This is a genomic window from Micromonospora sp. HB375, assembly GCF_017872985.1.
GTDB classification, from domain to species: domain Bacteria; phylum Actinomycetota; class Actinomycetes; order Mycobacteriales; family Micromonosporaceae; genus Micromonospora; species Micromonospora chalcea.
In genome coordinates this window covers 1,551,318-1,577,784 of record NZ_JAGGJO010000001.1, presented here as the reverse complement: position 1 = coordinate 1,577,784, position 26,467 = coordinate 1,551,318, and the positions used below count along the sequence as shown (strand labels likewise).

The window sequence follows — 26,467 nt, the reverse complement described above, 5'->3', positions numbered from 1 at the left end:
CGACACGGCCCGCCGGCGGGAGCGCCGTGGTACGCGTACCGCCGCCCGGGACGCCGGCACGCCGCGGGCCCGGCGCCGTTCGACGCCGGGCCCGGGCACGTGTGGATCAGACCTCCTGCTGCTCGGCGGCGGCCTGCTGCTCGGCGACCTCGCGGGGCAGCCGCAGCGGCAGCGGCTCGCGCACCGGCTTGGCCTCCTGCCCGCGGTCGACCACCAGGCCGTCCAGGCAGGCCGTCAGCGGCCCGGCGGTGGCCGCCTCGGTGGCCGCGAGGCCCTGGAAGACGCCGCGCACCATCCAGCGCGGGCCGTCGATGCCGACGAAGCGCAGGTCGGTCGGGCCATCCGGGGTACGCACCCGGGCGCGCAGCTCGGGACCGCGCTCCCCGTCGACCTCCTGGACGGTGGCGCCGTCGGCGACGAGCGACTGGCGGATCTCCTCGCGCACCTCGTCCCAGATGCCCTCGGAGCGGGGCGCGGCGAAGACGCCGAGCTGCAGCGCGCTCTGCCCGTGCACCAGCACCACCTGCTGGATCACGCCCTGCGGGTCGGCCTGGACGCGCACCTCCACGTCCGGCACCGCCGGGATCTGGAGGCTGCCCAGGTCGAGCCGGGGCGCGTCGGGGGCCTCGCTGACGTCGTACGGTCCGCGGTCCGGCGCCGACGGGGTCTCCTCGGCGTCGAGGACCCCATTGTCACGCGCCTCGTCGGCCCGCTTCCGGGAGAAGATCACTGCGCCCACCCTCCGCTGTTCGCACTCACCCTGCCACCTCTTCGCTCTGCCCGCCGGACGGCGCCGGGACCAGGCCGGCGTGCCCGCCGGTGGACCCATGCCCGCCCGTGCCACGCCGGGACGCGGGCAGCTCGGCCACCGGCCGGAACTCGGCCCGGGCGACCCGCTGGACCACCAGTTGCGCGATGCGGTCGCCCCGGCTGATCTTGGCTGGCGTGTCCCGATCGTGGTTGATCAGGTTGACCAGGATCTCACCCCGGTAGCCGGCGTCGACCGTACCGGGCGCGTTGAGCACCGTCACGCCGAGCCTCGCCGCCAGACCGGATCGGGGGTGGACCAGCCCGACGTACCCGTCGGGCAGCGCCACCGACACGCCGGTGGGCACCAGGGCCCGGCCGCCGGGGGGCAGCTCGACGTCCGCGGCGGCCACCAGGTCCGCGCCGGCGTCACCGGGATGGGCGTACGCCGGCAGCGGCAGCTCCGGGTCGAGCAGTCGCACGGGCACGGGTACGACGTCTGTCACGGTCATCCTCTTCCGTCCGGTCCTGCGGGGGTGCCCTGTCATCCTGCCGGTTGCCGGGCCCGCGACGCGCCGTACCCTCGTCAGTGTGCGTCAGTCGTCATCTCCGGCCGCGCCGCCGGCCACCGCCGCGCCGTACGCGGAGCGCCTCGGTCTGCCCTGGTGGGCCTGGCCGCTCGGGCTGGCCGCGGCCGCGCTGCTCGCGGTCGAACTGTGGATGGGCGCGACCGGCGTCCGCGCCTGGCTGCCGTTCGTGCTGCTGATCCCCGCCGCAGTGGCCGCCCTGTGGTGGCTGGGCCGGATCCGGGTCGAGGTGCGCGACGGCGAGCTGCGGGTGGACGACGCCCACCTCCCGGTGCGGTACGTCGCGGACGTGGTGCCGCTGGACGCGGCCGGCCGGCGCGAGGTGCTCGGCGTCGGCTCCGACCCGCTGGCCTTCGTGGTGCAGCGTCCGTGGATCGACGGCGCCGTGCAGGTGGTGCTGGACGACCCGGAGGACCCGACCCCGTTCTGGGTGGTCAGCACCCGGCACCCGGTCCAGCTGGCGGCCGCCGTCCTGGCCGCCCGCGACGCGGCCTGATCCGACGCCGCCCCGAGGCGGCCTGACCCGACGCCGCCCGCGAGCGGCCGGTCCGCCGCCGGTCAGGACGGCTTGTCCGGCAGTGCCCGGGCGGTCCGCCGCAGGTCCTTGCGCAGTTGCTCGCCGAGCGCGCGGGTGGCCCGGCGGTTGAGGTAGCCGGCCACGGCGGCGCCGGTCAGGAACGGCCCGAGCGTGGTGAGGTTGCGCCCGAATCGGCGCATCAGACTGTCCCGCAGCTCGCGGCGGGCGGCGGTGCCGAGCACCGCGCTCACTCCGACGCCCGGCATCATCGGGTTGACCCCGCGCTGGGTGGCCCAGGACTGCACCAGCGACACCGCGCGGCCGGTGCCGCCGGCCGGCAGCGGCACCCGGTGGACCTCGTGCAGCTCGCCGATGAGTTTCAGCTCGATCGCCACCACCGCGACCGTCTCGGCGGCCAGCAGGACGGGGGCGGAGAGCAGCGTGGGCGTCACCGCCCACTCGACGGCTGCCACTCCGCCGCCGGCCGCGCCGACCCCGGCGGTGGCCCGGGACGCGTTGCGGACCAGCCGGTCGGCGAGCGCGTCGTCGTCCAGGCCGGGGAAGTGCCGCCGCAGCGTGGCGAGGTCGCGGATCGGCACGTGCGGGGCGATCTCGGCGACCGTGTCGGTCATCCAGCGCACCGCCGCCCGCGGCTTGAACAGGTCGGTGATCCCCCGGGCGCGGGCCTGCCCGACCAGCCGGGTCAGCAGTTGCCGCCGGCGGGCCGGGGCGATGTCGTCGGCGGTCAGGGCGGCGACCGTCGCGCCGAGTTCCCCGGCGTCCGCGCCCGGCTCACCGGACATCGAACCGGAGCCGGTAGTGGCCGCCGTCGCGGCGATTTCGGTGGAGGCCGGCGGCACGGTGGAGCCGCCAGGTGCGGGCACGGCGGAGCCGGTCGGTGTCGCATCCGGCCCGGTCGGTGCCGGTCTCGCCGCTGGAGCCGGGGTCCGGTCGGCGCCGGTCCCCTCGCTGCGCTCGCTCACCCGTCCGCCCTCCTTGCTCCGCGCGGCGTGGCAGCCGCCCGTAACGAGTCAAGCAGCAACCGGCCACCGGCGCACGGCGGCGGCTCGAACAGCGGCGGCCCCGTCGAGGAGGCCGCCGCTGGTGTCCCCGGTCGGGATCAGACGCACTCGCGGCAGATCAGGTCGCCGTTGCGCTCGACCGCCAGCTGGCTGCGGTGGTGGACCAGGAAGCAGCGGGCGCACCGGAACTCGTCCTGCTGCATCGGAAGGACCTTGACCGTGAGCTCCTCGTCGGCCAGGTCGGCGCCGGGCAGCTCGAAGCTCTCGGCCACCTCGGCCTCGTCGACGTCCACGGCGCCCGACTGTGAGTCGACCCGCCGGGCCTTGAGCTCTTCGAGGCTGTCCTCGCCGAGGTCGACCTCGTCGCGACGCGGGGCGTCGTAGTCGGTGGCCATCGGTTTCACTCTCCAATATCGATATTGTCGCTGCCGGTTGTAACGCCGGACGACGCCGTTTCGGTTCCCCTGACCGGCCACCATCTCTGTCGGGCACCCGACCCGACGAGCGGTGGGCCGGGCTCGCCGGTGCGAAATGCCCCCGGTGAGCGCGGAACCTTACCCCCCTGTGGGCGAGGCATGTATACCGCCCTCGCGGGGGAGATGTACGCCTCGGCGCCCGAAGTTGTTCCCAATGTGACTCAGGCGACACGAAGATAGGGGTAGTCCTACCGGTTCACCGCGTGGCGCGCCGGTATGTCGGACTGTTTCCACGCCTGAGCCGGACAACGGTTAACCTCAGCGGCGTACTGGACGGCCGACCGGTCGCGGCCCGACCGCGTCGCCCGCCACCACCCAATCACTGTCCGGGGAGCGCCCAGGATGAGTTTTGCGCGAGTGCGGGCACTCGTTGTCGTCGGACTGCTGGCGGTCGTCGCCCTGGTCGTCGTGGTCGTCGCCGTGTTGAAGGACAGTCAGGGCACAGCCGGTACGGCGGCCGCCTGCCCGGACGGCTGGCCGCTGGTCGACCTGCGGCTGCGGGAGCAGAAGGACGTCAAGATCAACGTCTACAACGCCACCGACGAGGCCGGCCGGGCCGGCAGCGTCGCGGACGACTTCCGCAACCGCAAGTTCCAGGTCAAGAAGGTCGGCAACGAGAAGAAGGCGTTCGACGGCGTGGCCGAGTTGCGGTTCGGGCCCAACGCCGTGGGGTCGGCGCACCTGCTGCGCGCGTACTTCCTGAACGAGGCCAGCCAGAAGTTCGACGCGAACCGCAAGGACGACGTGGTCGACGTGGTCCTGGGCAACCAGTTCCAGCAGCTCGCCACCACCACCGAGGTCAACCAGTCGCTCGGCGACCTGGGCGCCCCGCAGGCGCCGCCGGAGACCTGCCCGAAGCCGGTCGAGAAGTAGGCGACCGGCGGCCCGACGACGCAGGGCGGTCCTCCTCCGGGAGGGCCGCCCTGTCGCGTGTGCGGGGCAGGTCACGGCCCGCCGGAGGCATCCAGGTCGGCCAGCCGGGCGTGCAGCGGCCCGTGCAGCGCCGGCGGCGCGGCGAGCACCAGGTCCGGTCCGGCCGGGCGGCCGGACAGGCCGGTCACCAGCAGCCCGGCCTCCCGGGCGACCAGCCCGCCGGCGGCCAGGTCCCAGTCGGCCAGGCCCTTCTCGTAGTACGCATCCACCCGCCCCTCGGCGGCCAGGCAGAGGTCGAGCGCGGCGGCGCCCATCCGGCGGATGTCCCGGATGTGCGGGATCAGCTCCGTCACCACCCGCGCCTGGTGGGCCCGGCGGCCGGCGTCGTAGCCGAAGCCGGTGGCCACGAGCGCCTGGCCGAGATCGGTCGCGGTCGAGCCGCTCAGCCGCTGCCCGTCGCGCCAGGCGCCGCCGCCGAGCGTCGCGGTCCACTCCTCGCCGGTGACGACGTTGCGGACCACCCCGGCGACCACCTCGCCGGCCACCTCAGCGGCCAGCGAGACCGCGCAGTAGGGCAGCCCGTACAGGTAGTTGACGGTGCCGTCGATCGGGTCGAGGATCCAGCGCACCCCGTCGGCGCCGGCGGGGCCGGTCTCCCCCGCGCCGTACTCCTCGCCCAGCACCGCGTCGCCCGGCCGCCGCTGCCGCAGCGCGGCCAGCACCTGCCGCTCCACCGCCCGGTCGGCGGCGGTGACCACGTCGGTCACCGTGCTCTTCGTCGCGGCCACCGAGACACCCTCGACCCGCATCCGGTACGCGGTGGCGGCGGCCTCCCGGGCCACCTCGACCGCGATCGTGAGCAACTCCCGCGCCGTAGGCGTCGCGGTGATCATGTTTGTCCCCTTCCCGCACGATCGGGACCGGCCCACCCGTGCGCGGGTATCATCCTTACAAAGTCCACATCTGCGCCGATTCGGCGGTCCCGGACCGCCGGTCCGCCGTGCGGCGCGGGATGATCGCGGCAGACGGCGTTACAATTCACCCTGCCCACGCGCCACGGACCGCCAGCGACCGGACGGCCCGGGACACGGGGGTCCTCAACGACTCGCCCGGCACGGCCGTCCCATGCTGCGCCGGACGACCCGGCCGTGCTCGCTCTTTTCGCCTCCGGAAGGTCTTCGTGACAGATCCCCGCCAGACCGGCGCCGACGTTCGCTCGCTCACCGACACCCTGATCGCCCACGCGCAGAGCGCCGGCGGTCAGCTCACGTCGGCCCAGCTCGCGCGCACCGTCGAGTCCGCTGAGGTGACCCCGGCCCAGGCCAAGAAGATCCTCCGCGCGCTCTCCGAGGCGGGCGTGACGGTGGTGGTGGACGGCTCGGCGAGCACCCGCCGCCGCGTCGCCGCCGCCCGGTCCGCCACCCCGGCCTCCCGCGCGACCACCGCCAAGACCACGAAGAAGGCCGCCGCGCCCGCCCCGAAGCAGGCGCCGGCCGCCGAGGAGGCGCCCGCCGCCCCGGCCCCCCGGAAGGCGACCGCGCGCAAGGCCACCACGGCCGACGTCGCCAAGGCCGCCGCCCCGGCGAAGGCCACCAAGGCGACCCGCGCCACCAAGGCCACGGTGGCCGCCAAGACCGCCGCGGCGAAGCCGGGGAAGGCCGGCGGCAAGGCGGAGGGCCCCGACGGCGAGATCGACCCGGAGGAGCTGGCCGCCGAGATCGAGGACGTGGTGGTCGAGGAGCCGGCCGAGCTGACCCAGGCCGCCGAGGCCGACGCGGCCAGCTCCGCCACCGACAACGACTTCGAGTGGGACGACGAGGAGTCCGAGGCGCTCAAGCAGGCGCGCCGGGACGCCGAGCTGACCGCCTCCGCCGACTCCGTGCGGGCGTACCTCAAGCAGATCGGCAAGGTTCCGCTGCTCAACGCCGAGCAGGAGGTCGAGCTGGCCAAGCGGATCGAGGCCGGCCTCTACGCCGCCGAGCGGCTGCGCGCCGCCGACGAGGGCGAGGAGAAGCTGGTCCGCGACCTGCAGCGCGACCTGATGTGGATCTCCCGGGACGGCGAGCGCGCCAAGAACCATCTGCTGGAGGCCAACCTCCGCCTGGTGGTCTCGCTGGCCAAGCGCTACACCGGTCGCGGCATGGCCTTCCTCGACCTCATCCAGGAAGGCAACCTCGGCCTCATCCGCGCCGTCGAGAAGTTCGACTACACCAAGGGCTACAAGTTCTCCACCTACGCCACCTGGTGGATCCGCCAGGCCATCACCCGCGCCATGGCCGACCAGGCCCGCACCATCCGCATCCCGGTGCACATGGTCGAGGTGATCAACAAGCTCGGCCGGATCCAGCGCGAGCTGCTCCAGGACCTGGGCCGCGAGCCCACCCCGGAGGAGCTGGCCAAGGAGATGGACATCACACCGGAGAAGGTGCTGGAGATCCAGCAGTACGCCCGGGAGCCCATCTCGCTCGACCAGACCATCGGTGACGAGGGTGACAGCCAGCTCGGCGACTTCATCGAGGACTCCGAGGCGGTCGTCGCCGTCGACGCGGTGTCGTTCTCGCTGCTGCAGGACCAGCTCCAGCAGGTCCTCCAGACGCTGTCCGAGCGTGAGGCGGGCGTGGTGCGCCTGCGCTTCGGCCTCACCGACGGTCAGCCGCGCACCCTGGACGAGATCGGCCAGGTGTACGGCGTGACCCGGGAACGCATCCGGCAGATCGAATCGAAGACCATGTCCAAGTTGCGGCACCCCTCGCGTTCCCAGGTGCTCCGCGACTACCTGGACTGACCGCGTACGTCAACAATTCGTGCCGGTTTGATCACCAGCCGTAGAACACTCATCAGTGATCGATCGGTTGCCTGTTTGTGATCGTTGACGTGGCACCCTTGGTGCACGGCACACTGTCCCCCACGCCATGTGTGACCTCGGTCCCCCGCGGGCACACAGGGAAGGCAGGGCCCGAGATGGGTGTTGCACGATAGGTGAGCAACCGAAGAGAGTGTTCATCGGTGACGACCAGAGGAGGAAGGCGATGACCCCGACCCTCACGCCGCCGCCCGAGACGGTGAGCCCCCCGGCCGCCGATGAACGGTGCGACCGCTGCAATGCTGCCGGCAAGCTCCGGATCACTCTGGCGGGTGGGAGTGAGCTGGTGTTCTGTGGGCACCACGCGAACAAGTACGCGGAGGATCTCGTGAAGATCACCGTGCGCTACGCGTCGGACCCGGAGTTCAGCTGGCGTGGCGCCGATCTCATGGCGAACTGAGGTCCGACAGGAAATCCACATCACGACATAACCGGCCGGAGGCACCCACGCGGGTCGCCTCCGGCCGGTTTTTCGTGCCGGTGCCGCCTGCGCCGCCCGGTGTTAAGAAGGGGCCCCTGCTCTACCGGAGGCGTTAACAGGGGGCCCTTCCTTACAGGGTCTGCACGGTGGCGATGCGCTCTTCGAGCTGCTCGATCGTCGCCTGCGCGCTGGGTGGGCCGCCGCAGATCCGGCGCAGCTCGGCGTGGATCTTGCCGTGCGGCTGGCCGGTGTGGTGGTGCCGGGCGGCCACCAGAGCGTTCAGCTGCCGCCGTAGCGCCACCCGGCGCTGGGCGGCACTCATCGGTGGGGGCGCCGCCGCCGGGGCCGCAGCGGCCGGCTCAGCGGTCCGCTGGGCGGCCCGGCGCTTCTGCGCGGCGAGCTGCTCGGCCTGCCGCTTGGTCAGCAGCAGCGAGACCTGGTCGGCGGTGAGCAGACCGGGCAGGCCGAGATATTCCTCCTCCTCCGGCGTACCGGCCTGGGCGGCGGTGCCGAAGGACGCGCCGTCGAAGATGACCTGGTCCAGCTCGGCGGTCGCGGAGAGCGCGGCGAAGCGCTTCTCCAGCTCGCCGCTGGCGCCGTCGTCGCGCTGGGCGCGCTCCAGCAGGTCGTCGTCGAAGCCCTCGCGGTCCTTCGGCTTGCCGAGCACGTGGTCCCGCTCGGCCTCCATCTCGCTCGCCAGCCCCAGCAGGTGCGGCACGCTGGGCAGGAACACCGACGCGGTCTCGCCGGGACGGCGGGCCCGGACGAACCGGCCGATCGCCTGCGCGAAGTACAGCGGGGTGCTGGCACTCGTCGCGTACACGCCGACCGCGAGCCGGGGGATGTCGACGCCCTCGGACACCATCCGCACCGCTACCAGCCACCGTTGCTGCGAGGCGGCGAACGTCGCGATCCGCGCGGACGCGCCCTGGTCGTCGGAGAGCACCACGGCTGCCTTCTCACCGGTCACCTGCTCCAGCAGCTTCGCGTACGCGCGGGCCACCTGCTGGTCGCTGGCGATGACCAGGCCGCCCGCGTCGGGCATGCCGTTGTCGCGCAGCACGCTGAGCCGGGCGTCGGCGGCGCGCAGCACCTGCGGCATCCAGTCGCCGGCCGGGTCCAGCGCGGTACGCCACGCCTGGGCGATCAGGTCCTGCGTCATCGGCTCGCCGAGGCGGGCCGCCAGCTCCTCACCGGCGTTGGTGCGCCACCGGGTCTCCCCCGAGTACGCCAGGAACAGCACCGGCCGGACCACGCCCTCGCGCAGCGCGTCGGAGTAGCCGTAGACCGAGTCGGCGCGGGAGCGCAGCAGCCCGTCGCCGCCGCGCTCGTAGCTGACGAACGGGATCGGATTGTCGTCGGAGCGGAACGGCGTGCCGGTGAGCATCAGCCGGCGTACCGCGGGCTCGAAGGCCGCCTTGACGCCGTCGCCCCAGGTACGCGAGTCGCCGGCATGGTGGATCTCGTCGAGGATGACCAGCGTGCGTCGGGTCATGGTGCGCCGCCGGTGCACCTGCGGCGCCATGCCCACCTGCGCGTACGTGACCACCGCGCCGTGGAAGTCGGCGGCGGAGTGCAGGTCGGCGTTGCGGAACGCGGCGTCGAGCTGGATGCCGACCCGGGCGGCGGCCTGCGCCCACTGGGTCTTCAGGTGCTCGGTCGGCGCGACCACGGTGACCGCCTCGACGGTGCCGTCGGCGAGCAGCTCGGCGGCGATGCGCAGCGCGAACGTGGTCTTACCGGCGCCGGGCGTGGCGACCGCTGTGAAGTCCTCGGTCCGGCGGCGCAGGTATTCCACGAGCGCCTTGCGTTGCCAGGCGCGCAGGGGCGGGAACGTGTCGAGCGCCGGCATCCGCGGTGGCACGCGTAGCTCCTCTCCGCCGCGGACGGCGGCGGGCCCGACCGGGGCCACGGGAGCCGCCGCCCATGAAAACGCCCTCGCGCATCCGGTGCCGCGAAGGCGGACTCAGCATAACCAGCGCGGGCCGTACGCCCCACTCGACGCCACGCCTGTCACATCCGCCCACCCCGGTGGGAAGCGGGTCAGGGCAGTGGTCCCCGGGTGCCGGTGCGCGGCGGCCGCAGCGTCGCCACCGGCGCGGACCAGCGTCGGCGCAGCGCGATCAGGCGCAGCCCGAACACGAGCAGGGCGGCGGCGGTGAGCGGCACGGCGGTCGCCTGTCCGGACGCCGACAGCAGCGCCACGGTGACCGCGCCGGCGAGCGCGGCGAGGGCGTAGATCTCCCGGCGCAGCACCACCGGGATCTCGCCGGTGAGCAGGTCGCGGCCCAGCCCGCCACCGATCGCGGTGAGCATGCCGATCATGCAGGCGCCGACCGGGGGCACGGCGGCGTCGAGGGCCTTGAGCGTGCCGATGACGGTGAACAGGCCGAGGCCGGCGGCGTCGAGCACCAGCACCGTGGTGCGCAGCCGGGCGAGCTGCGGGTGAAGCCAGAACACGGCGGCGGCGGTGACGGACGCGGTGGCGGCGTACCGCCAGTCGGCGAACGCCAGCGGGGGCACCTCGTCGATCGCCAGGTCACGGAAGATTCCTCCGCCGAGCGCGGCGACCACGCCGACGAAGACGACGCCGAACAGGTCGAGCCGTTTCGCCACCGCCGCGGAGGCGCCGGAGGCGGCGAAGACCGCCACGCCGGTGAGGTCGGCGACAAGCAGGGCGGTGGAGGTGGTCACCGCCGCAGGTTACGTCGAGGGGCGGCGGAGCCGCCCGCTGTCACTCGGCGTACGAGTCGTAGATCTCCTTGCACTTCGGGCACACCGGCGAGCCGGGCTTGGCCGCCTTGGTGACCGGGAACGTCTCGCCGCAGAGCGCGACCACGAAGGTGCCCATGACGGCACTCTCAGCGATCTTCTCCTTACGGACGTAGTGGAACATCTCCGGACCAGTGTCCGCGTCCTTCAGCTCGGGACGCTCGAGAACCTCTGTGCTCACGACTCCACCTCCGGCGTTCCAGTTTTCCAGGTCGGTCCGTCCTGGTCCACCTGGGCCCCGGGCGGGAGCGGGCCGTACGGTAGCCGACGTGACCAACTTTCACATCAGTCTCGGTAGTGAGGTGGCCGACGCCCTGCGCGACGGCCGCCCGGTCGTGGCGTTGGAGAGCACGATCGTCTCGCACGGGCTGCCCCGGCCGGACAACCTGCGCGTGGCGCGCGAGATCGAGCAGGCGGTACGGGACGCGGGCGCGGTGCCGGCCACCATCGGCATGGTCGCCGGCGAGTTGCGGGTGGGGCTGGACGACGCCCAGCTCACCCGCCTCGCCACCGTCGACGGCGTGAGCAAGCTCTCGGTCCGCGACCTGGCCCCGGCGGCGGCCACCGGCGCGGACGGCGCCACCACCGTCGCGGCCACCAACGCGGTCGCTGCGGCGGCCGGGATCGGCGTGTTCGCCACCGGCGGGCTCGGCGGCGTGCACCGGGAGGCGGCGCAGACGTTCGACGAGTCGGCGGACCTGGTCACGCTGGCCCGGACCCCGATCGCGGTGGTCTGCGCCGGGGTGAAGTCGATCCTCGACGTGGGCGCCACGCTGGAGCGGCTGGAGACGCTCGGGGTGGGCGTGGTCGGCTACCGCACCCGCCGCTTCCCCGGCTTCTACCTCACCGACGCCGGCTTCGACCTGGACTGGTCGGTCGAGTCGCCGGAGCAGGTGGCGGACGTGCTGGCCGCCCGCGCGGCGCACGGCGTGCACCACGGCGGCCTGGTGGTGGCCAACCCGCTGCCCGCCGACGAGCAGCTCGACCCGGCGCTGCACGACCGGACGCTCGCCGAAGGGCTGGCCGCGCTGGCCCGCGAGGGGATCACCGGCAAGGCGGTCACCCCGTTCCTGCTGTCGCACTTCCACTCGGCGACCGAGGGCGCCAGCCTGGCGGTGAACGTCCGGATCATCCTGCGCAACGCCGACCTCGCGGCCCGGATCGCGGTCGCCGCGGCGACCCGTCGCGCCCCATGAGCGCCACGCCGCGCATCGTCGTCGTCGGCGACGTGATCACCGACGTGCTCGCGGTGCTGTCCGGGCCGCTCGCGACCGGCTCGGACACCGCGGCCGGGATCCGGTTCAGCGGCGGCGGGCAGGCGGCGAACACCGCGGCCTGGCTCGCCGGGCAGGGCGCGGCGGTGACGCTGGTCGCCGCCGTCGGCGACGACGAGACCGGCCGGGAACGGGTGGCCGAGCTGACCCGGATCGGTGTGGACTGCGCGGTGGAGCGGCACGAGGGCTACCCGACCGGCACCGTCATCGTGCTCGCCCACGACGGGGAGCGCACGATGATCAGTCAGCGGGGCGCGAACCTGCGGCTGACCGCCGCGCACGTGGACGCGGCGCTGGCCGCCGCGCCCGACGCCGGGCATCTGCACCTGTCCGCGTACACCCTGTTGGACGTCGGGTCGCGCGGCGCCGGCCTGCGCGCGCTGGCCACGGCCCGCGAGCGCGGGCTGACCGTCAGCGTCGACGCGGCGTCCGCGGCGCCGCTGCGGCGCGTCGGCGGGGCGTTCCTGACCTGGGTACGCGACGTCGACCTGCTGCTGGTCAACACGGACGAGGCGACGGTGCTGGCCGGCGGGCTGGACCCGGCGGCGCAGGCGCGGGCGCTGACCGCGGTGGCGCACCGGGTGGTGGTCAAGCGCGGCGCGGCGGGCGCGGTGTGGGTGGAGCGCGGCGGTGTGGTGGAGTTCGCGCCGGCACCCGGGGTGGACGTGGTGGACGTGACCGGAGCCGGGGACGCGTTCGCCGCCGGGCTGCTCACCGCGTGGCTGGCCGGCGCCGACCCGCGCGCCGCGCTGGCCCGCGCCGGTGACCTGGGCGCGCTCGCCGTGACGACGGTGGGCGCCCGCCCGGCGCCCTGACGGCGGTGGCCGGTCCGGGCGGGTGCTCCGCCCGGGCCGGTCAGGGCTCGGCGTCGATGATCTTGTGCGGGTTCTCCTCGGCGGTGAGGGCGGTGGGTGCGGGCTCCTCGCGGCGCCGGTTCTGGAACCGGTTCGCCAGCCGGTGCTCCTCCTTGGGCGGACGGTCGTTGGCGAGCAGCACGGCGAGCCAGGGCACGAGCACCATGCCGAGCGCGCACAGCGGCAGCCAGAGCCAGAGCAGCGGTGCCTTCGCGCCGACCAGGATCGCGCCCGCCACCAGACACGCGACCCGGATGGCCATCATCAGCACGTAACGCTTCTGCCGGCTGTTGAGCTGGTCGTCCTGGCTGCGCGGGGCGTCGGTGATCAGGATCGGCTGGTACGCCTGACGCTTCACCACGGACCTCCTACGAGGGGATACGGCCCATCCTGTCACTCCGGACGGATGATCGGCGAAATTCGTGACGAGCGGTCGCGTGTTACGTGGGTGGTACGCTTCAATCCGTGGCCAACCGGTTCAGCTTCACCGACGAGGCGCTGGCGAACCTGCGGGTCTACGACGTCACACCCGGGGAAGTCTGGGAGGCCCTGCACAGCAGGCACCGGGTCATCCGGCACCTCGGTGACGACGTGATGGTGGTCTACGCCACCGAGCACCGCGGCCGGCGACTCGCCGTGCTGCTGGCCGAGGCCGACGGCACCGACAACGACTGGGACATCCTCTCCGCCCGCGAACTGAGCGACGTCGAGGCCAAGCGCTACGACGAGGCGGTGCGGAACTCACGCCGACGAGGAGGCGGTCACGATGCACCGTGACGAGGCGACCAAGCGGTTCCACGCCGGGGGCGACACGTTCGCCGACCTGATCGACGACACGTCACCGGCCCAACTGCCCACCCCCGACACCGACGTGCCGATGGTGAGCCGGTCGGTCCGGCTCCCGCTGGAGACGTACGAGCGCGTCCGCGCCGCCGCCGACGCGCGCGGCATCGGCGTGACCACGCTGATGCGGCAGTGGATCGAGGCCGGCCTGGCCGACCTGGACGACTCGGCCACCGTCTCGCTGGCCGACGTACGCCGCGCGCTGGCCTCGCTGTCCCGCCCGACCGCCGCCTGACAACTCACGCCTCGGGGCCACCCTCGCCGAGCGCCTCCCGCCCGATCGGCGAGGCGGAGGACTCCGGCGGCCGGTGCCAGGCCCGGCGGGCGTCGGCGAACGCGACGAGCGCCAGCAGGACGGCCACCGCGCCGAGCGCGAACATCGCCGGCACGGCCATCAGCGCGGGCAGGAGCAGCACCAGGGCCAGCAGCCCGGCGAGCCGGGGGCGGGACACCCGGCCGAAGATCTCGTACTCGAACCGGGAGCGGGCGGCCAGGAACAGCGCCGGACCGCCCACCACGAAGACCAGCCAGTCGGGCCGGGCCGTGTCGTACGGGTGGGCGATGACCAACTCGTAGCCGACCGCCGCGCCGATCACCCCGAGCACCATGAACAGGTGGGTCTGCGCCGCCGACTCGGCCAGCCGTCCCGGCGTGCCGGCCGTCCGCAGCGCCTGCGCGAGCAGGTGACCGGCCCGGTAGAAGTAGATCCGCCAGAGCAACGCCGTGATCACGAACGAGATCGCGAACGCCACCGCGGCGTCGCCGGAGAACTCCTTGCCGCTGTAGGTCACGCCGATCACCAGGATCGACTCGCCGAGCGCGATGAGGAAGATCTGCTGGTAGCGCTCGGCGAGGTGCTCCCCGGCGACGAGCCACTGCCGGACCCGCGAGGCCCCGAGCCGGGGCAGCGGCCAGCCCAGGAGCGTGCCGAGATGGTCCACCGCCAGCGCGACGACCCACAGCGCCAGGCGCGGACCGGGCATCAGCGCGCCGGCGAGCCAGAGCGGGGCGCTGAATCCCGCCCAGGCGGCCAGCCGCAGCGGGACCATGCGGCGCGGATGCCCCCGCAGCGCCACCGCGATCAGCAGCGGCCGGCCGACCATCACCGCGACGTACGCGAGCGCGAACGGCAGCGCCCGTTCCTCCAGCGCCCGGGGCAGCGTCACCCCCAGCACCAGGCTGCCGAACATGGTGCCGACCACCACGACCTGGATGACCGTGCGCTCCGGCTCGTACCGGCTGGTCACCCAGGTGGTGAGGGTCCAGACCTGCCAGAGCACCAGGAACAGCAGCAGGGTCTTGCCCACATCGGCGGCCACCGCACCGGCCGAGCCGTCGAGCCCGTCGATCAGGCGCTGCGAGACCCGGGTCAGCGCGAACACGAAGACCAGGTCGAAGAAGAGCTCCAGGAAGGTGGCCCGGCCGGGGCTGGACGCGGTACGCAGCAGCGCCCCGCCCCGCTGCTCGGTCATCGTCCGCCCCCGTCCCCCGTCCTGGCAACAAACGACAGGGGCGGCGGGCCGGTTGCGGCGGCGGGCGGCGGATCAGCCCTTCGCGGCCTTCGCCTCCGCCTTCATCCGCTGCTTGAACTCGCGTACCCGGCGCAGCGACTCCGGATCGGTCACGTCCGCCACCGACCGGTGGGCGTCCGCGTCGCCGTAGTCACCGGCCGCCTCGCGCCAGCCGTCCGGAGTGACTCCGAACCGCTTCCCGAGCAGCGCGACGAAGATCTGCGCCTTCTGCCGGCCGAACCCGGGCAGCTCGCCGACCCGGCGCAGCAGTTCCCGCCCGTCGGCCACGTCCGACCAGAGCCGGGCCGGGTCGCCGTCGTAGCGCTCGACGAGCATCCGGCACACCTCCTGCACGCGGGCCGCCATCGCCTTCGGGAAGCGATGCAGCGCCGGCGGCCGGGCGAAGAGCTCCACCAGCGCCTCCGGGTCGTACCCGGCCAGTTCCGCGGCGTCCGGCTCGTGGCCGAGCCGCTGCGCCAGCACGTACGGGGAGGAGAACGCCTTCTCCATCGGCACCTGCTGGTCCAGCACCATGCCGAGGAGCAGGGCCAGCGGGCTGCGCGCCAGAAGTTCGTTGGCCTGCGGGTCGATGGGCAGTGACAGCGTCATGGCGAACATGCTGTCACCCCGCATCGGCCGACGACGGGGACACGCGTACGGCACACAGGAGGAATACTTACGGATCCAGTACGGGAACGGGGGAACAGCCGGTGCCGTCCGTGGCCGATGAGTTGCTCGCCGCCTACGACACTCAGTTGCGGGCCTGGACACCGCCGGCCCTCGGCCCACTCGGAGTCGTCTTCGAGCAGGACGGACCCGTCGTACGGGCGCATTTCGGCACCCACGGCACGGTGGACCACCGTGACCTGCCCGGGGCCGGGCTGGGCGCCCTGATCCGGCGGCAGCAAGAAGCCTTCGCCGCAAGCGGCGAGCCGGTCGAGTGGAAGGTCCACGCGTACGATCCACCGCAGCTCGCCGAGCACCTCGTCGCCGCCCGATTCACCCCCGGCTGGGAACGTCACGTGCTGGTGGCTCCGATCGACTCCCTGCCCTCCGCACCGTTTCCGCTTCCCGTCGGACAGCGCGTCCGGGAGGTCACGTTCGGGGAGCACCCACTGCTGGCGCGGGTACAGGCGATGGCTGCGGCCTCCGGCCCGCACCGGACGACGCTGGCGCAGTCGGAGGCGGACGGCGACGCCATCGGCTGGTGCCGAAACCTGGCGGTGCGAGAACTCGACGGATGGGCTCTGGCAGCCGGCTGGGCCATCCTCGTCGACGGCACCGAGTTCGTCTCCATCGGCGGCATGACCTTGCCTGAGCCCGCATTCCTGCCCGGTTGGCGGGCCTGGATCGACCTGCGTACCCGGCACCCGGGGGATTCTCGTCCGCCGGATGGCTGCCGATGGCGATACATTGTCGCGGAGGCCACCGGTGATCTCCGGGCGATGCTTCTCGGCGTGGGCTTCCATGATGTGACGACGGTCCGTTCCTACCACTGGTCTCCCCCGAACCCGCCGGCGCGGGAGCGTCCGGTGGTGCTGGTCTTCGACGATCCGCAGGGGGATGAGATCTGGGGGCGATTCGCCTCTCAGTGGGAGTTCTCGGCCGCGACGCAGGCTCATCCTCGGCTGGTGGAGCCGCCGGAGTCGGTGGCCTGGCACCTCGCCGCGATCGAGGAGGACGAGGCAGGCATCGCGGCACTGGAGTCGATCGTCCAGCGCGGCCTGCGGGCCACCGTTCGCCCCGGCGAGCGCGTGTATGCCCTTCATCCGTTCGTCCAGGGATACCACTTCGACCCGCGACGGACCGGCGGGCCGGGGCAACCGCCTACGCCGCGCTGCGCCTTCCCGGACCGCGGCGACCACCGCCTTTTCACCACAGCCGACCTGCGGCTGGGCACGTTCGGCGACCCGTGGGGCCAATCGCTCTGCGTCTTCGGCGGTGATCTGCTCGCCGAGGTCGAGGCCGACCTCACCGCCCTGCTCGGAACCGTTCTCCGCCGTGGGGGCCGTCCCGTGGGCAACATCTGGAGTTTCGGCCCGGACGGGCACAGCGTCAGCGGCCCGTGAACGTCTCCCTGGGTTGCCGCTCTGGTCGGCGGTCGTGGGTGCCGACTCTCCGACAGGAGACATCGAGTGCCTGAACAAGCCGCGAGGAGCAGAACGGTTACCCTCGGTGCGTCGTCCCAACGGAGGTTGCCGTGCCGAGTCTGGAGAGGCCCCGCGTCGAGTACCGCACGCCCGAAGATCTGGTCCGGGACGTCACGGCAGGGCTGGTGCGGATTCCCCCCTTTCAGCGCTCCTTCAAGTGGGAGGGATCGGACATCGTCCGGCTCTTCGACAGTCTGTTGCGCGGATTTCCAATCGGGAATCTGCTTCTCTGGCAACGCCCCGCACCGGCCCAGCGGCTCCAGGTGGGGCCGCTCGACATCGAGGCTCCCGAGGTAACCGCCGCCCTCTGGGTGGTGGACGGGCAGCAGCGCATCGTGTCCATCGTCGGCGCGCTGACCATGGCTGACCAAGCTGTCGATCCACGATTTCGCATCCACCTCGATCTCGACACCGGCGAATTTCACACCGCCGGCACCCGTCAACGGCCCCCACGTACCTGGGTGCCCGTCAGCTTCCTGCTCGACACCGCGGTCCTGCTCCGCTGGATGCGCGACAACTCGTGGCTGTCAGAGAGCCAGCTAGCGCTGGCCGACCAAGCCGCCAAAGCGATCCGCGAGTACCAGATCCCGACCTACGTGGTGCACTCCGCCGATGAGCACGCGCTGCTCGAGATCTTCACGCGGATGAACTCGACCGGCAAACGCCTGACCAAGTCCGAGGTCTTCCAGGCTCTGCATGCCGGCGCCGTCGGCGACGAGTTGAGCAGCCTGCACGAACTGGGTCAGGTTCCCGCCGTCCTGGGATTCGGCGCGCTTGACGATCGGTTGACCCTCCGCTGCGTCCTGGCGTACCGAGGTGGAGACATCTTCCGGGAGGACTTCCGCCAGGAGTTCGGGCCGCGGGACGACCCGGGCGAGACGCTGCGCGAGGTCGCCGCACGACTGCGTGAGGCCGTCGAATTCCTCCGCGGTACCTGCGGCATCCCACACATCAGGCTGCTGCCCTACTCCCACGTGCTGCCGATCCTGGTCCGTTTCATCCGCTTGCACGGCGTACCGGCCGGCCGGCCGGCGACTCTGCTTCGACGCTGGGTCTGGCGGAGCGCGGTCGCTGGAACGCGGGCCCGCGCAGTGAGCGTCGCGGACATCCGCAGCCAGGTCGAGGCGGTCGGCACCTCCACCGCGCAAGCTGCGGCAACGAACCTGCTGCGGCAGGTGCAGCAGTTCCCGGATTTCGTCGCGGAACTGGACAAGGTCCACTTCAATCACGCGATGGCGAAGCTCAACACCCTCGGGTTGCTCTCTGCCGAACCTCGCGACCCGTTCCGGGGCGAGATTCTGGACGTCAGCCGCCTGCTCGACCAAGGGAGCCCGTTGAGACCACTCCTGGCCGTCAGTGGACACGCTGGCGGAACGATCGCCAACCGGTTCATCCTGCCGCCCGGGGAACGCCCGTCACCGCAGCTCCTCGCGTCGGCTGAACCGGCCGTCGCCGCCAGCCACCTGATCGACGAGCAAGCGCAGGAACGATTGGCGCGCGAAGACTGGCCAGCCTTCCTCGAGCTACGCGGCAGGTCGTGCGAGCGGACCATCACCGAGCACGTCAACCGCATGGCCGAGTGGGGCGCGCGGGACGGCCGCGCGATGGCTGACATTCTCCGACCGGTCGCCTGACATGGCAGTCGTCACTGCCGAAGTACGGCTGCACGGTAGACAGGTAGGCGAGCTGAGGTTCCGGCAGGGCGGCTCGGAGTTCAGCTACGACGACGATCTCGCCTCGCCCCGGCACCAAGTGCTGGGGCAGGTCTTCGAGGACGATCCGCGGGCGATCCGGCGGGCGAGGGTGGGCCTGCCCGCCTGGTTCGCCAACCTCCTGCCGGAGGGTGCCCTCCGCCGCCAGATCGTCCGGGAACTGGGCGGGGGGAACATCGGCGACTTCACGCTGCTGCTACGTGTGGGCGGCAACCTGCCGGGGGCGGTGACGGTTCACGCCGATGTCGAGCCGGCGGATGACGTGATCTCCAACGCGCTGGATGAAGCGAACCATCCTCTGCGGCATTCCCTGGCAGGCGTGCAGCTCAAGTATTCGATCTCCGCAGACCGCCTGGCTGTTCCCGTGAGCGGGCAGGGTTCCTGGTGGATCGTGAAGCTGCCCGACCAGGGCCTGCGAAATCTTCCCGTCAACGAGTACCTCACGATGAGTTGGCTTCGCGCGGCTGACTTCCCGGTGCCGCCGGTGGACCTGATCCGGGCGGATGCCGTGAAGGGTCTCCCCGACGGAATGATCGATCCCGGTGACCTCGTCTACCTCATCCGGCGGTTCGACCGGTCGACCACCGGGCGTATCCACGTGGAGGACTTCGCCCAGGTTGCGGACATCGGGCCGATGTTCAAGTACAGCGAGTCGGGCGCGAGCTACGACACGTTGGCCGCAGCGATCCTCCAACTCACCGGAGAGGACGGCTACCTCGACTTCATCAGCCGCTTGGTCGCGATGCTGGTGGTCGGAAACACCGACGGGCACCTGAAGAACTGGGCCCTGATCTATCCGGACGGCCGCACGCCACGCCTGGCTCCGGTCTACGACTTCCACTCACTGTCGGTCTATTCCCGTTACCGCTGGTCGCCGTTGGCGCTCAGCCTCGGTGCCGAGACCGTCCCGGCGCTCATCGACCAGGAGCACTTCCACCGACTGGCGGACGGTGCAGGCGGTGATCCGGGCCGCACACTGGAGACGGTCGCCCGGACGGTGGACCGCCTCCGCGAGGCGTGGCACAGCGGCCTGATGAACGAGACTCATGCCCGTTTTCCGGCCCTGGCCGACCACTACTCCCAGCGGCTGACGAGCCTGCCGATCTGTCAGTCCGCTCACTGACGTGACGCGGCCCGGCGGACCCCTGGAGGTCCACCGGGCCGCGGCCCACGGTGTGGTCAGGTCACCCGTGTCGTCAGTTGACGACGAAGAGCAGCCGGTTCGGCGAGCCCGAGCCCGGGCTGGTCACCTTGCCGGTGGTGGCGTTGCTGGTCAGGTAGCTGGCCACCTGAGCCGGGGTGTAGGAGGTGTTGGCGGACAGCACGAGCGCCGCCGCGCCGGCCACGTGCGGGGACGCCATCGAGGTGCCGCTGATCGAGTTGGTGGCGGTGTCGCTGGTCCGCCACGCCGAGGTGATCGACGAACCCGGGGCGAAGATGTCCACGCAGGAGCCGTAGTTGGAGTAGGAGGCACGGGCGTCGGTGCTGGTGGTGGCGCCCACCGTGATCGCCGCGGCGACCCGGGCCGGCGACGAGTTGCAGGCGTTGGCGCTGGAGTTGCCGGCCGCGAGCGCGTACGTGATGCCGGAGTTGATCGAGTTGGCCACCGCGTTGTCCAGCGTGGTGCTGGCGCCGCCGCCGAGGCTCATGTTGGCCACGGCCGGCTTCACCGCGTTCGAGGTGACCCAGTTGACGCCGCTGATCACGCCGGCGGTGGTGCCGCTGCCGGAGCAGTTGAGCACCTTGACGGCCACTAGGCGCACGCCCTTGGCCACGCCGTACTTGGTGCCGCCGACGGTGCCGGCGACGTGGGTGCCGTGGCCGTTGCAGTCGGTGTTGTTGGTGTCGACCGTGTTGGTGCCCCAGGTGGCCCGGCCGCCGAAGTCGCTGTGCGTGGTGCGGATGCCCGTGTCGATGATGTAGGCGCGCACGTTGCTGGCGGTGTTCGGGTAGGTGAAGGTGCTGTTCAGCGGCAGGTTGCGCTGGTCGATCCGGTCCAGGCCCCAGGTGGCCCCGGTCTGGGTGCCCTGGGTGGTCATGACGCGGTCCTGCTCGACGTACGCGACCGCCGGGTCGGCGGCGAGCCGGCGCGCCTGGGCGGCGGTCATCTTCGCGCTGTAGCCGGTGAGAGCGGAGCTCCACACCGTGCCGACGTTGCCGCCGTAGCGCTTGGCCAGGCCGGCGGCCCGGTCCGGGACGGCGGTACGGGCGGCGAGGGTGTTCGCGGTGCCGACCGCGTCGCCCTTGAGCACGACCACGTAGCTGCCGCTGACGGCGTCGGCGGCACCGGCGTACCGGATCTCCCCGGTGGGCGCGGCGAGAGCGGGCGTGGAGGCGGCGGCGGCGAAGGCCGCAGCGGCGGCCGTGACGGCGAGCGCACGCAGCGCGCGGCGCCGGGGAAGGGACACGTCGGGCATCGTCTGGCTCCCTACCGGGGCAGCCCGGTTTGTGGCCGGATCACCCCATCGACGGATGTTGGCAGGAATGCTAACCAGAGATCGACAAACATGAAAGAGATAGTTGCCGATAGATACGGTCCACGTTATGGATCGGCGGGTGCGCGCCACGCCGGACGGCGCCCGAGGCAGGATGAGCACGTGGACCGTCACGACATGCTGCTCTCCCCCGCCGGGGTCGACGCGCTGCGCACCGCGCTGACACTCGCCCGCTTCACCGCCAACGGGATCGCCGACCGCCTGGGCCCGCAGGGCACCGGCGGCGTGGCCCGCAACGACTACCGGGCCGCGCTGCGCGCCACCGAGGACCGGGACCGGCTGGCCACGCTGATCCGCGTCTTCATCTGCGACCAGACCGAGCCGGAGGCGGCGGTCGCCGACGCGCTGGCCCCGCTGGCGCTGGACGAGGCGCTGGCCGGGGGCATCGTCGAGCGGCACGGCGACGGCCTTCGCGCCGCTGTCGACCTGGAGCCGTACGGCGACGACTGGTGGGTGCTCGCCGACGTGCCCGCCAGCGCCCGGCCCGGCCGTCCGCTGCACGCCGAGCACGTGCTGGGCATCGGCGGCGCGACCCAGACGCTGATCTCGGCGGCCGTACGCCCGGTCGTGGACACCGCACTCGACCTCGGCACCGGCTCCGGCGTACAGGCGCTGCACCTGGGCACCCACGCCCGCCGGGTCACCGCCACCGACGTCTCCGAGCGGGCGCTGCGGTTCGCCGCCACCACCGCCGCGCTCAACGGGCAGGACTGGGAACTGCTGCGCGGGGACATGGTCGCCCCGGTGGCCGGACGCCGCTTCGACCTGGTGGTCAGCAACCCGCCGTTCGTGGTCGGGCCGGGCACCACCACGCACGTCTACCGGGACTCCGGGCGGGTCGGCGACGCGATCGGCGCGGAACTGGCCGCCGCCGCGCCGGACCTGCTCACCGAGGGCGGCACCATGCAGTACCTGGCGAACTGGGTGCACGTCACCGGTGAGGACTGGGCCGAGCGGGTCACCGGCTGGTTCGCCGGCACCGGCCTGGACGCCTGGGTCATCCAGCGCGAGGTGGCCGACCCGATGGCGTACGTGAACCTCTGGCTGACCGACGTCGGCGAGAGCGCCGACCCGCAGCGGATGGCGGCCTGGCTGGACTGGTTCGACGCGCACAAGGTGGAGGCGATCGGTTTCGGCATCGTCTCGCTGCGCCGCTCCGGCCACGCCCGGCCGGTCGTCCGGGTGGAGGACCTGCGCCAGCGGGTCGAGCCGCCGCTGGGCGACCGGATCGGCGAGTGGTTCACCAGGCAGGACTGGCTGCGCGCCCGGGACACCGAGGGCCTGCTCGCCGCCCGCTACCGCGCCGCCGAAGGGCTCCAGCTCCGGCAGGAGGCCACCATGGGCGACGACGGCTGGGCGGTGGACCGGCAGGTCCTGGCCATGCCGCGCGGGCTGCGCTGGTCGGAGGAGATCGACCCGCTGGTGCTCGCCCTGGTCGGCGGCGCGGACGGCCGGCTGCCGCTGCGCGACCAGCTCTCGCTGCTGGCCGCCGCGCACGACGTGGCGCCGGACGAGCTGGCCGAGGCGGCCGGGCCGATCGTGGCGCACCTGGTCGAGCGCGGCATCATCGAGCCGGTGACCGACTGATGCGGGCGGTGGTGCAGACGGTCGGCCGGGCCCGGGTGACAGTCGACGACGAGGTGACCGGTGAGATCACCGACGGGCTGCTGGTGCTGCTCGGCGTCACCCACACCGACACCCCGCAGGTGGCCGCCACGATGGCCCGCAAGCTGCACGAGCTGCGCATCCTCGACGACGAACGCAGCGCCGCCGACGTCGGCGCGCCGCTGCTGCTGGTCAGCCAGTTCACGCTCTACGGCGACGCGCGCAAGGGCCGGCGGCCGAGCTGGACCGCCGCCGCTCCCGCCGAGGTGGCCGAACCCCTGGTGGACGCGGTGGTCGAACAGCTGCGCGCCCGGGGCGCGAAGGTGGAGACCGGCCGCTTCCGCGCCCACATGCTGGTGGAGAGCGTCAACGTCGGTCCCCGGACCCTCGTGCTCGATCTCTAGAAGAACAGCCCACGGCGGGACAGCGACTGCCGCAGCCAGCCGTCGAGCTGGGCGGCCCAGTCGGTCTGCTCCGCCGTGGCGTGGTCCACGGTGAACCGGCCGAAGGCGTCGCGGCCCTCGGTGAACAGGCCGCCCCGCTTGTCCAGCTCCAGCACCACGTGCACCTGCTGCGGATCGGTGACGAAGGTGACCTCGAGCTGGTTCATCGCGCCCGCGTACTGCGGCGCCGGGTAGAACTCGATCTCCTGGTAGAAGGGCAACTGCTGGCGTACGCCGTAGATGTGCCCACGCTCGACGTCGGCGCGCGCGAAGCGGAAGCCCAGCCGCAGCAGCGCCTCCAGCAGCCGCTCGTGGGCGGGCAGCGGGTGCACCGACACGGCGTCCATGTCGCCCTTGTCCACCGCCCGGGCCACCTCCAGCTCGGTACGCAGACCCATCGTCATGCCGTGCAGGTGCTGGCCGTACAGGTCGGTGAGCGGGGTCTCCCAGGGCACCTGGTAGCGGAACGGCACGTCGTAGCGCTGCCCCGGCTCCAGCCGGAACGCGCCGGTCATCTGGGCGCGGCCGAACTCCTGGTTGACGTCGTACTCCGAATCGGAACTCTCCACCTCGACCCGGGTGACCAGACCGAGCGCGACGTAGCTCACGTCCACCGGGTGGTCGCCGCCGACCACCTGGATCCGGCCCTCCAGAACGCCGCCCGGGCGACAGTTCGGGTTGGCCAGGACCGTCTCCACCGACGGTCCGCCCACACCCATCGCCTGCATGAGCCGCTTGAAGACCACCACGTTCTCCGATCATCAGTGCCGGGCCGGCCCCGACGGCCGGTCGGTGGCACGGTAACCGCGCCGGACAAGGGAATGCCGGATTCCCACGTGGATTCCTGTCGGGTCCCCGATCGCCTCACTCCCGTCTCACGCCCCGACCGCCAAGCTGTTTGTCATCGGCCCCCACCGCGTGGGCGGCACGGGACCGGTAGGCACGTCGGACACGGGGAGAACAGAGATGACCCAGCAGATGATCGAGCACCAGGACATGGACGTCACCCTCACGGACCTCGACGCCACCGACGAGCGCGGCGTCTCCACCGACCTGGTCCGGGCGTACCTGAACGGCATCGGCCGCACCAAGCTGCTCACCGCGGCGCAGGAGGTCGAGCTGAGCAAGCGGATCGAGGCCGGCCTCTTCGCCGAGGAGAAGCTGGCCACCTGCACCCCCGTCTCCGCCGAGCTGCGCGCGGACCTGGCGCTGATCGCGGCCGAGGGCCGCGCCGCCAAGGACCACCTGCTGGAGGCGAACCTGCGGCTGGTGGTGAGCATCGCCAAGCGCTACACCGGTCGCGGCATGGCCTTCCTCGACCTCATCCAGGAAGGCAACCTCGGCCTCATCCGCGCCGTCGAGAAGTTCGACTACACCAAGGGCTACAAGTTCTCCACCTACGCCACCTGGTGGATCCGCCAGGCCATCACCCGCGCCATGGCCGACCAGGCCCGCACCATCCGCATCCCCGTGCACATGGTCGAGCAGGTCAACCGGATGGTCCGGGTGCGCCGTGAGCTGTCCGTGTCGCTGGGTCGCGAGCCCACCGTGAGCGAGGTGGCCGTGGCGCTGGAGATCCCCGAGTTCCAGGTGATCGAGCTGATCTCCTACGACCGGGAGCCGGTCAGCCTGGACCAGGCCGTCGGCGAGGACGGCGAGAGCGCGCTCGGCGACTTCGTCGCCGCCGTCGACCCGCGTACCGAGCCCGGTGACGCCGCCACCAACGGCGAGCTGCGCAACGAGGTCCGGATCGTGCTGGCCACGCTGTCCCAGCGCGAGCAGGCGGTGATCCGGCTGCGCTTCGGCCTGGACGACGGCCGGCAGCGCACGCTGGACGAGGTGGGCCGCGAGTTCGGGCTGTCCCGGGAGCGGATCCGGCAGATCGAGAAGGTGACGCTGCTGAAGCTGCGCGACCCGGAGCGGGCGAACCGGCTGGAGGCGTACGCCTGCTGAGCCACCCCTACCGCGACAGGCCCCGGCGGTTCGCCGGGGCCTGTCGCGCTTGACCCGGGCACTCCCAGCGTATAGAACCGAATGATTAAACAACCAGGAGGTTATGAAAGTGCCCCCGGATGTGCTCGACGCCACCTTCGCCGCGCTCGCCGACCCCACCCGGCGGGCCATCCTCGCCCGGCTGGCCGCCGGGGAGGCCACAGTCACCGAGCTGGCCGAGCCGTTCGCGATGAGCCAGCCGGCCGTCTCCAAGCACCTCAAGGTGCTCGAACGCGCCGGCCTGGTCACCCGGGGCCGGGACGCGCAGCGCCGCCCCTGCCGGCTCGACGCCCGGCCGCTGCGGGAGGCCGTGGCGTGGCTGGCGAACTACCGGGACTACTGGGCCGAGAGCTACGCGCGCCTGGACGAGGTGCTCGCCGAACTGACCGCCGAGGAGCAGCGGTGACCGACCTGACCGTGACCCTGCACGGCGACCGGGAGATCCGCCTCAGCCGCGACTTCGCCGCTCCCCGGCATCTGGTGTTCGCCGCCTTCACCCGCCCCGAACTGCTGATGCGCTGGTGGGGCGCACGCGGCTGGCATCTCGTCGAGTGCGAGGTGGACCTGCGGGTGGGCGGACGCTGGCGGTTCGTCTCCCGCGGGCCGGACGGCGACCTGATGGCCCAGGGCGGCACGTACCGGGAGATCGACCCGCCGGCGCGGCTGGTCTGCACCGAACTCTTCGACGACCAGTCCTACCCGGGCGAGACGCTGGTGCGGCACGACTTCACCGGCTCGGCGGACCGGACGACAGTCGTCACCCACCTGCGCTACGCCACCCCGCAGGGCCGCGACACCGTCCTGCGCTACCCGATGATCCGCGGCCTGAGCGAGGCGTTCGACCGGCTCACCGCCGTGCTGCACACCGACTCGACAACAGGAGCGACAACATGAACTGGACGCTGGAAGTGGTGGTCGTACCGGTCTCCGACCTGGACCGGGCCAAGGAGTTCTACGCGCAACGGCTCGGCTTCGCCGTCGACCACGACACCGATCTCGGCGGGATGGGGCGGATCGTGCAACTCACTCCCCCGGGCTCCGGCTGCTCGATCGTCCTCGGCCGGGGCGTCGTACCGGAGATGCCGCCGGGCTCACTCAAGGGCCTGCAACTCGTCGTGGCCGACCTGGAACGGGCGCGCGCCGAACTGGTCGAGCGGGGCGTCGAGGTGAGCGAGATCCAGGTGATGGGCCAGAACCCGCACCCGGTGCCGCACCCGCTGGACAACGTCGGCTTCGTCTTCTTCCGTGACCCCGACGGCAACGGGTGGTCGGTGCAGCAGATCTCCGCCCGCGGCTGAGCGCTGCGGCGC

At 72.4% G+C, this 26,467-nt stretch carries 30 protein-coding genes; 17 read left to right on the top strand and 13 right to left on the bottom strand.

Going from position 1 to position 26,467, the window contains the following annotated elements; translation table 11 throughout:
- Positions 1-106: 106 nt before the first annotated feature.
- Together J3R08_RS07590 and dut are read right to left on the bottom strand one after the other, a co-directional pair.
- On the bottom strand, positions 107-730 hold the full coding sequence (locus J3R08_RS07590; RefSeq protein ID WP_043325677.1) for a DUF3710 domain-containing protein: 624 nt from the start codon (positions 728-730) through the stop codon (positions 107-109).
- A 25-nt stretch (positions 731-755) separates the two neighbouring features.
- Positions 756-1,253 (bottom strand): dUTP diphosphatase, encoded by a 498-nt coding sequence (gene dut / locus J3R08_RS07585; RefSeq protein ID WP_030502984.1) that lies wholly within the window; start codon positions 1,251-1,253, stop codon positions 756-758.
- 85 nt (positions 1,254-1,338) lie between these two features.
- On the opposite strand from dut, the gene J3R08_RS07580 reads away from it, so the two are divergent.
- Entirely contained in the window at positions 1,339-1,830 is a 492-nt protein-coding gene (locus J3R08_RS07580) for a DUF3093 domain-containing protein (RefSeq protein WP_064447141.1), read from the top strand.
- A gap of 62 nt (positions 1,831-1,892) precedes the next feature.
- On the opposite strand, the gene J3R08_RS07575 is transcribed toward J3R08_RS07580, so the two are convergent.
- Both J3R08_RS07575 and J3R08_RS07570 read right to left on the bottom strand, forming a co-directional pair.
- A complete protein-coding gene (locus J3R08_RS07575; protein WP_374102400.1) occupies positions 1,893-2,711 on the bottom strand; it encodes a hypothetical protein in 819 nt (272 codons plus the stop codon).
- Positions 2,712-2,971: 260 nt separating this feature from the next.
- Entirely contained in the window at positions 2,972-3,268 is a 297-nt protein-coding gene (locus J3R08_RS07570; protein ID WP_013284790.1) for a DUF4193 domain-containing protein, read from the bottom strand.
- Positions 3,269-3,706: 438 nt separating this feature from the next.
- Between J3R08_RS07570 and J3R08_RS07565 the strand changes: the two genes are divergently transcribed.
- Positions 3,707-4,222 (top strand): LytR C-terminal domain-containing protein, encoded by a 516-nt coding sequence (locus J3R08_RS07565; protein ID WP_181373764.1) that lies wholly within the window; start codon positions 3,707-3,709, stop codon positions 4,220-4,222.
- A gap of 71 nt (positions 4,223-4,293) precedes the next feature.
- On the opposite strand, the gene J3R08_RS07560 is transcribed toward J3R08_RS07565, so the two are convergent.
- Positions 4,294-5,115 (bottom strand): inositol monophosphatase family protein, encoded by an 822-nt coding sequence (locus J3R08_RS07560; RefSeq protein ID WP_069089366.1) that lies wholly within the window; start codon positions 5,113-5,115, stop codon positions 4,294-4,296.
- Between the two features lie 287 nt (positions 5,116-5,402).
- Here J3R08_RS07560 and J3R08_RS07555 point away from each other — a divergent pair, with 287 nt between their 5' ends.
- Both J3R08_RS07555 and J3R08_RS07550 read left to right on the top strand, forming a co-directional pair.
- Positions 5,403-7,007, top strand: coding sequence for an RNA polymerase sigma factor (locus J3R08_RS07555; protein WP_064447138.1), 1,605 nt, complete (start codon positions 5,403-5,405; stop codon positions 7,005-7,007).
- Positions 7,008-7,251: 244 nt separating this feature from the next.
- The gene (locus tag J3R08_RS07550) at positions 7,252-7,485 is read left to right on the top strand and encodes a hypothetical protein (RefSeq protein WP_013284786.1); all 234 of its coding nucleotides are present in this window, start codon (positions 7,252-7,254) and stop codon (positions 7,483-7,485) included.
- Positions 7,486-7,636: 151 nt separating this feature from the next.
- On the opposite strand, the gene J3R08_RS07545 is transcribed toward J3R08_RS07550, so the two are convergent.
- From J3R08_RS07545 to J3R08_RS07535, 3 genes are all read right to left on the bottom strand, one after another.
- The gene (locus J3R08_RS07545; RefSeq protein ID WP_043325686.1) at positions 7,637-9,358 is read right to left on the bottom strand and encodes a DEAD/DEAH box helicase; all 1,722 of its coding nucleotides are present in this window, start codon (positions 9,356-9,358) and stop codon (positions 7,637-7,639) included.
- A gap of 191 nt (positions 9,359-9,549) precedes the next feature.
- Positions 9,550-10,200, bottom strand: a complete 651-nt coding sequence (locus J3R08_RS07540) for a trimeric intracellular cation channel family protein (protein WP_043325688.1) — start codon at positions 10,198-10,200, stop codon at positions 9,550-9,552.
- A gap of 40 nt (positions 10,201-10,240) precedes the next feature.
- Entirely contained in the window at positions 10,241-10,459 is a 219-nt protein-coding gene (locus tag J3R08_RS07535; protein WP_030502976.1) for a DUF3039 domain-containing protein, read from the bottom strand.
- 88 nt (positions 10,460-10,547) lie between these two features.
- Here J3R08_RS07535 and J3R08_RS07530 point away from each other — a divergent pair, with 88 nt between their 5' ends.
- Both J3R08_RS07530 and J3R08_RS07525 read left to right on the top strand, forming a co-directional pair.
- Positions 10,548-11,474 carry a pseudouridine-5'-phosphate glycosidase gene (locus J3R08_RS07530; RefSeq protein WP_209960478.1) on the top strand — a complete coding sequence of 309 codons (927 nt, stop codon included), beginning with the start codon at positions 10,548-10,550 and terminating at the stop codon, positions 11,472-11,474.
- Positions 11,471-12,367, top strand: a complete 897-nt coding sequence (locus tag J3R08_RS07525) for a carbohydrate kinase family protein (RefSeq protein WP_064447137.1) — start codon at positions 11,471-11,473, stop codon at positions 12,365-12,367. The genes J3R08_RS07530 and J3R08_RS07525 overlap by 4 nt, the downstream gene beginning before the upstream one ends.
- A 40-nt stretch (positions 12,368-12,407) precedes the next feature.
- On the opposite strand, the gene J3R08_RS07520 is transcribed toward J3R08_RS07525, so the two are convergent.
- Entirely contained in the window at positions 12,408-12,764 is a 357-nt protein-coding gene (locus J3R08_RS07520; RefSeq protein ID WP_013284780.1) for a DUF3099 domain-containing protein, read from the bottom strand.
- A gap of 107 nt (positions 12,765-12,871) precedes the next feature.
- On the opposite strand from J3R08_RS07520, the gene J3R08_RS07515 reads away from it, so the two are divergent.
- Together J3R08_RS07515 and J3R08_RS07510 are read left to right on the top strand one after the other, a co-directional pair.
- Positions 12,872-13,183 carry a hypothetical protein gene (locus tag J3R08_RS07515; RefSeq protein WP_043325691.1) on the top strand — a complete coding sequence of 104 codons (312 nt, stop codon included), beginning with the start codon at positions 12,872-12,874 and terminating at the stop codon, positions 13,181-13,183.
- Positions 13,173-13,484: a hypothetical protein gene (locus J3R08_RS07510; RefSeq protein WP_030502972.1), complete on the top strand. Its 312-nt coding sequence runs from the start codon at positions 13,173-13,175 to the stop codon at positions 13,482-13,484. Before J3R08_RS07515 ends, J3R08_RS07510 begins: the two co-directional genes overlap by 11 nt.
- A gap of 4 nt (positions 13,485-13,488) precedes the next feature.
- On the opposite strand, the gene J3R08_RS07505 is transcribed toward J3R08_RS07510, so the two are convergent.
- Both J3R08_RS07505 and J3R08_RS07500 read right to left on the bottom strand, forming a co-directional pair.
- Positions 13,489-14,721, bottom strand: coding sequence for a low temperature requirement protein A (locus tag J3R08_RS07505; RefSeq protein WP_209960476.1), 1,233 nt, complete (start codon positions 14,719-14,721; stop codon positions 13,489-13,491).
- Positions 14,722-14,793: 72 nt separating this feature from the next.
- Positions 14,794-15,378, bottom strand: a complete 585-nt coding sequence (locus tag J3R08_RS07500) for an HhH-GPD-type base excision DNA repair protein (RefSeq protein WP_043325693.1) — start codon at positions 15,376-15,378, stop codon at positions 14,794-14,796.
- A gap of 92 nt (positions 15,379-15,470) precedes the next feature.
- Between J3R08_RS07500 and J3R08_RS32620 the strand changes: the two genes are divergently transcribed.
- The 3 genes from J3R08_RS32620 (at position 15,471) to J3R08_RS07485 (ending at position 19,745) form a co-directional block, all read left to right on the top strand.
- Entirely contained in the window at positions 15,471-16,829 is a 1,359-nt protein-coding gene (locus J3R08_RS32620; RefSeq protein ID WP_209960475.1) for a DUF2716 domain-containing protein, read from the top strand.
- Positions 16,830-16,960: 131 nt separating this feature from the next.
- Entirely contained in the window at positions 16,961-18,544 is a 1,584-nt protein-coding gene (locus J3R08_RS07490) for a DUF262 domain-containing protein (RefSeq protein WP_069089363.1), read from the top strand.
- Between the two features lies 1 nt (position 18,545).
- Positions 18,546-19,745 carry a type II toxin-antitoxin system HipA family toxin gene (locus tag J3R08_RS07485; RefSeq protein ID WP_043325695.1) on the top strand — a complete coding sequence of 400 codons (1,200 nt, stop codon included), beginning with the start codon at positions 18,546-18,548 and terminating at the stop codon, positions 19,743-19,745.
- A gap of 73 nt (positions 19,746-19,818) precedes the next feature.
- Here J3R08_RS07485 and J3R08_RS07480 read toward each other — a convergent pair whose 3' ends face one another.
- Positions 19,819-21,039: a S8 family peptidase gene (locus tag J3R08_RS07480; protein WP_043325696.1), complete on the bottom strand. Its 1,221-nt coding sequence runs from the start codon at positions 21,037-21,039 to the stop codon at positions 19,819-19,821.
- Positions 21,040-21,219: 180 nt separating this feature from the next.
- On the opposite strand from J3R08_RS07480, the gene J3R08_RS07475 reads away from it, so the two are divergent.
- Positions 21,220-22,704 (top strand): methyltransferase, encoded by a 1,485-nt coding sequence (locus J3R08_RS07475; RefSeq protein ID WP_209960472.1) that lies wholly within the window; start codon positions 21,220-21,222, stop codon positions 22,702-22,704.
- The gene (gene dtd, locus J3R08_RS07470) at positions 22,704-23,126 is read left to right on the top strand and encodes a D-aminoacyl-tRNA deacylase (protein ID WP_064447133.1); all 423 of its coding nucleotides are present in this window, start codon (positions 22,704-22,706) and stop codon (positions 23,124-23,126) included. Before J3R08_RS07475 ends, dtd begins: the two co-directional genes overlap by 1 nt.
- Here the strand turns inward: dtd and J3R08_RS07465 are convergent.
- Positions 23,123-23,911 (bottom strand): sporulation protein, encoded by a 789-nt coding sequence (locus J3R08_RS07465; RefSeq protein WP_043330535.1) that lies wholly within the window; start codon positions 23,909-23,911, stop codon positions 23,123-23,125. The two genes, dtd and J3R08_RS07465, sit on opposite strands and share 4 nt — an antisense overlap.
- A gap of 220 nt (positions 23,912-24,131) precedes the next feature.
- On the opposite strand from J3R08_RS07465, the gene sigB reads away from it, so the two are divergent.
- The 4 genes from sigB (at position 24,132) to J3R08_RS07445 (ending at position 26,455) form a co-directional block, all read left to right on the top strand.
- Entirely contained in the window at positions 24,132-25,118 is a 987-nt protein-coding gene (gene sigB, locus J3R08_RS07460; protein ID WP_043325701.1) for an RNA polymerase sigma factor SigB, read from the top strand.
- A 103-nt stretch (positions 25,119-25,221) separates the two neighbouring features.
- Entirely contained in the window at positions 25,222-25,563 is a 342-nt protein-coding gene (locus J3R08_RS07455; RefSeq protein WP_199495896.1) for a helix-turn-helix transcriptional regulator, read from the top strand.
- Positions 25,560-26,051 carry an SRPBCC family protein gene (locus J3R08_RS07450; protein ID WP_051611190.1) on the top strand — a complete coding sequence of 164 codons (492 nt, stop codon included), beginning with the start codon at positions 25,560-25,562 and terminating at the stop codon, positions 26,049-26,051. The genes J3R08_RS07455 and J3R08_RS07450 overlap by 4 nt, the downstream gene beginning before the upstream one ends.
- On the top strand, positions 26,048-26,455 hold the full coding sequence (locus tag J3R08_RS07445) for a VOC family protein (RefSeq protein WP_043325703.1): 408 nt from the start codon (positions 26,048-26,050) through the stop codon (positions 26,453-26,455). Before J3R08_RS07450 ends, J3R08_RS07445 begins: the two co-directional genes overlap by 4 nt.
- Positions 26,456-26,467 lie beyond the last annotated feature (12 nt).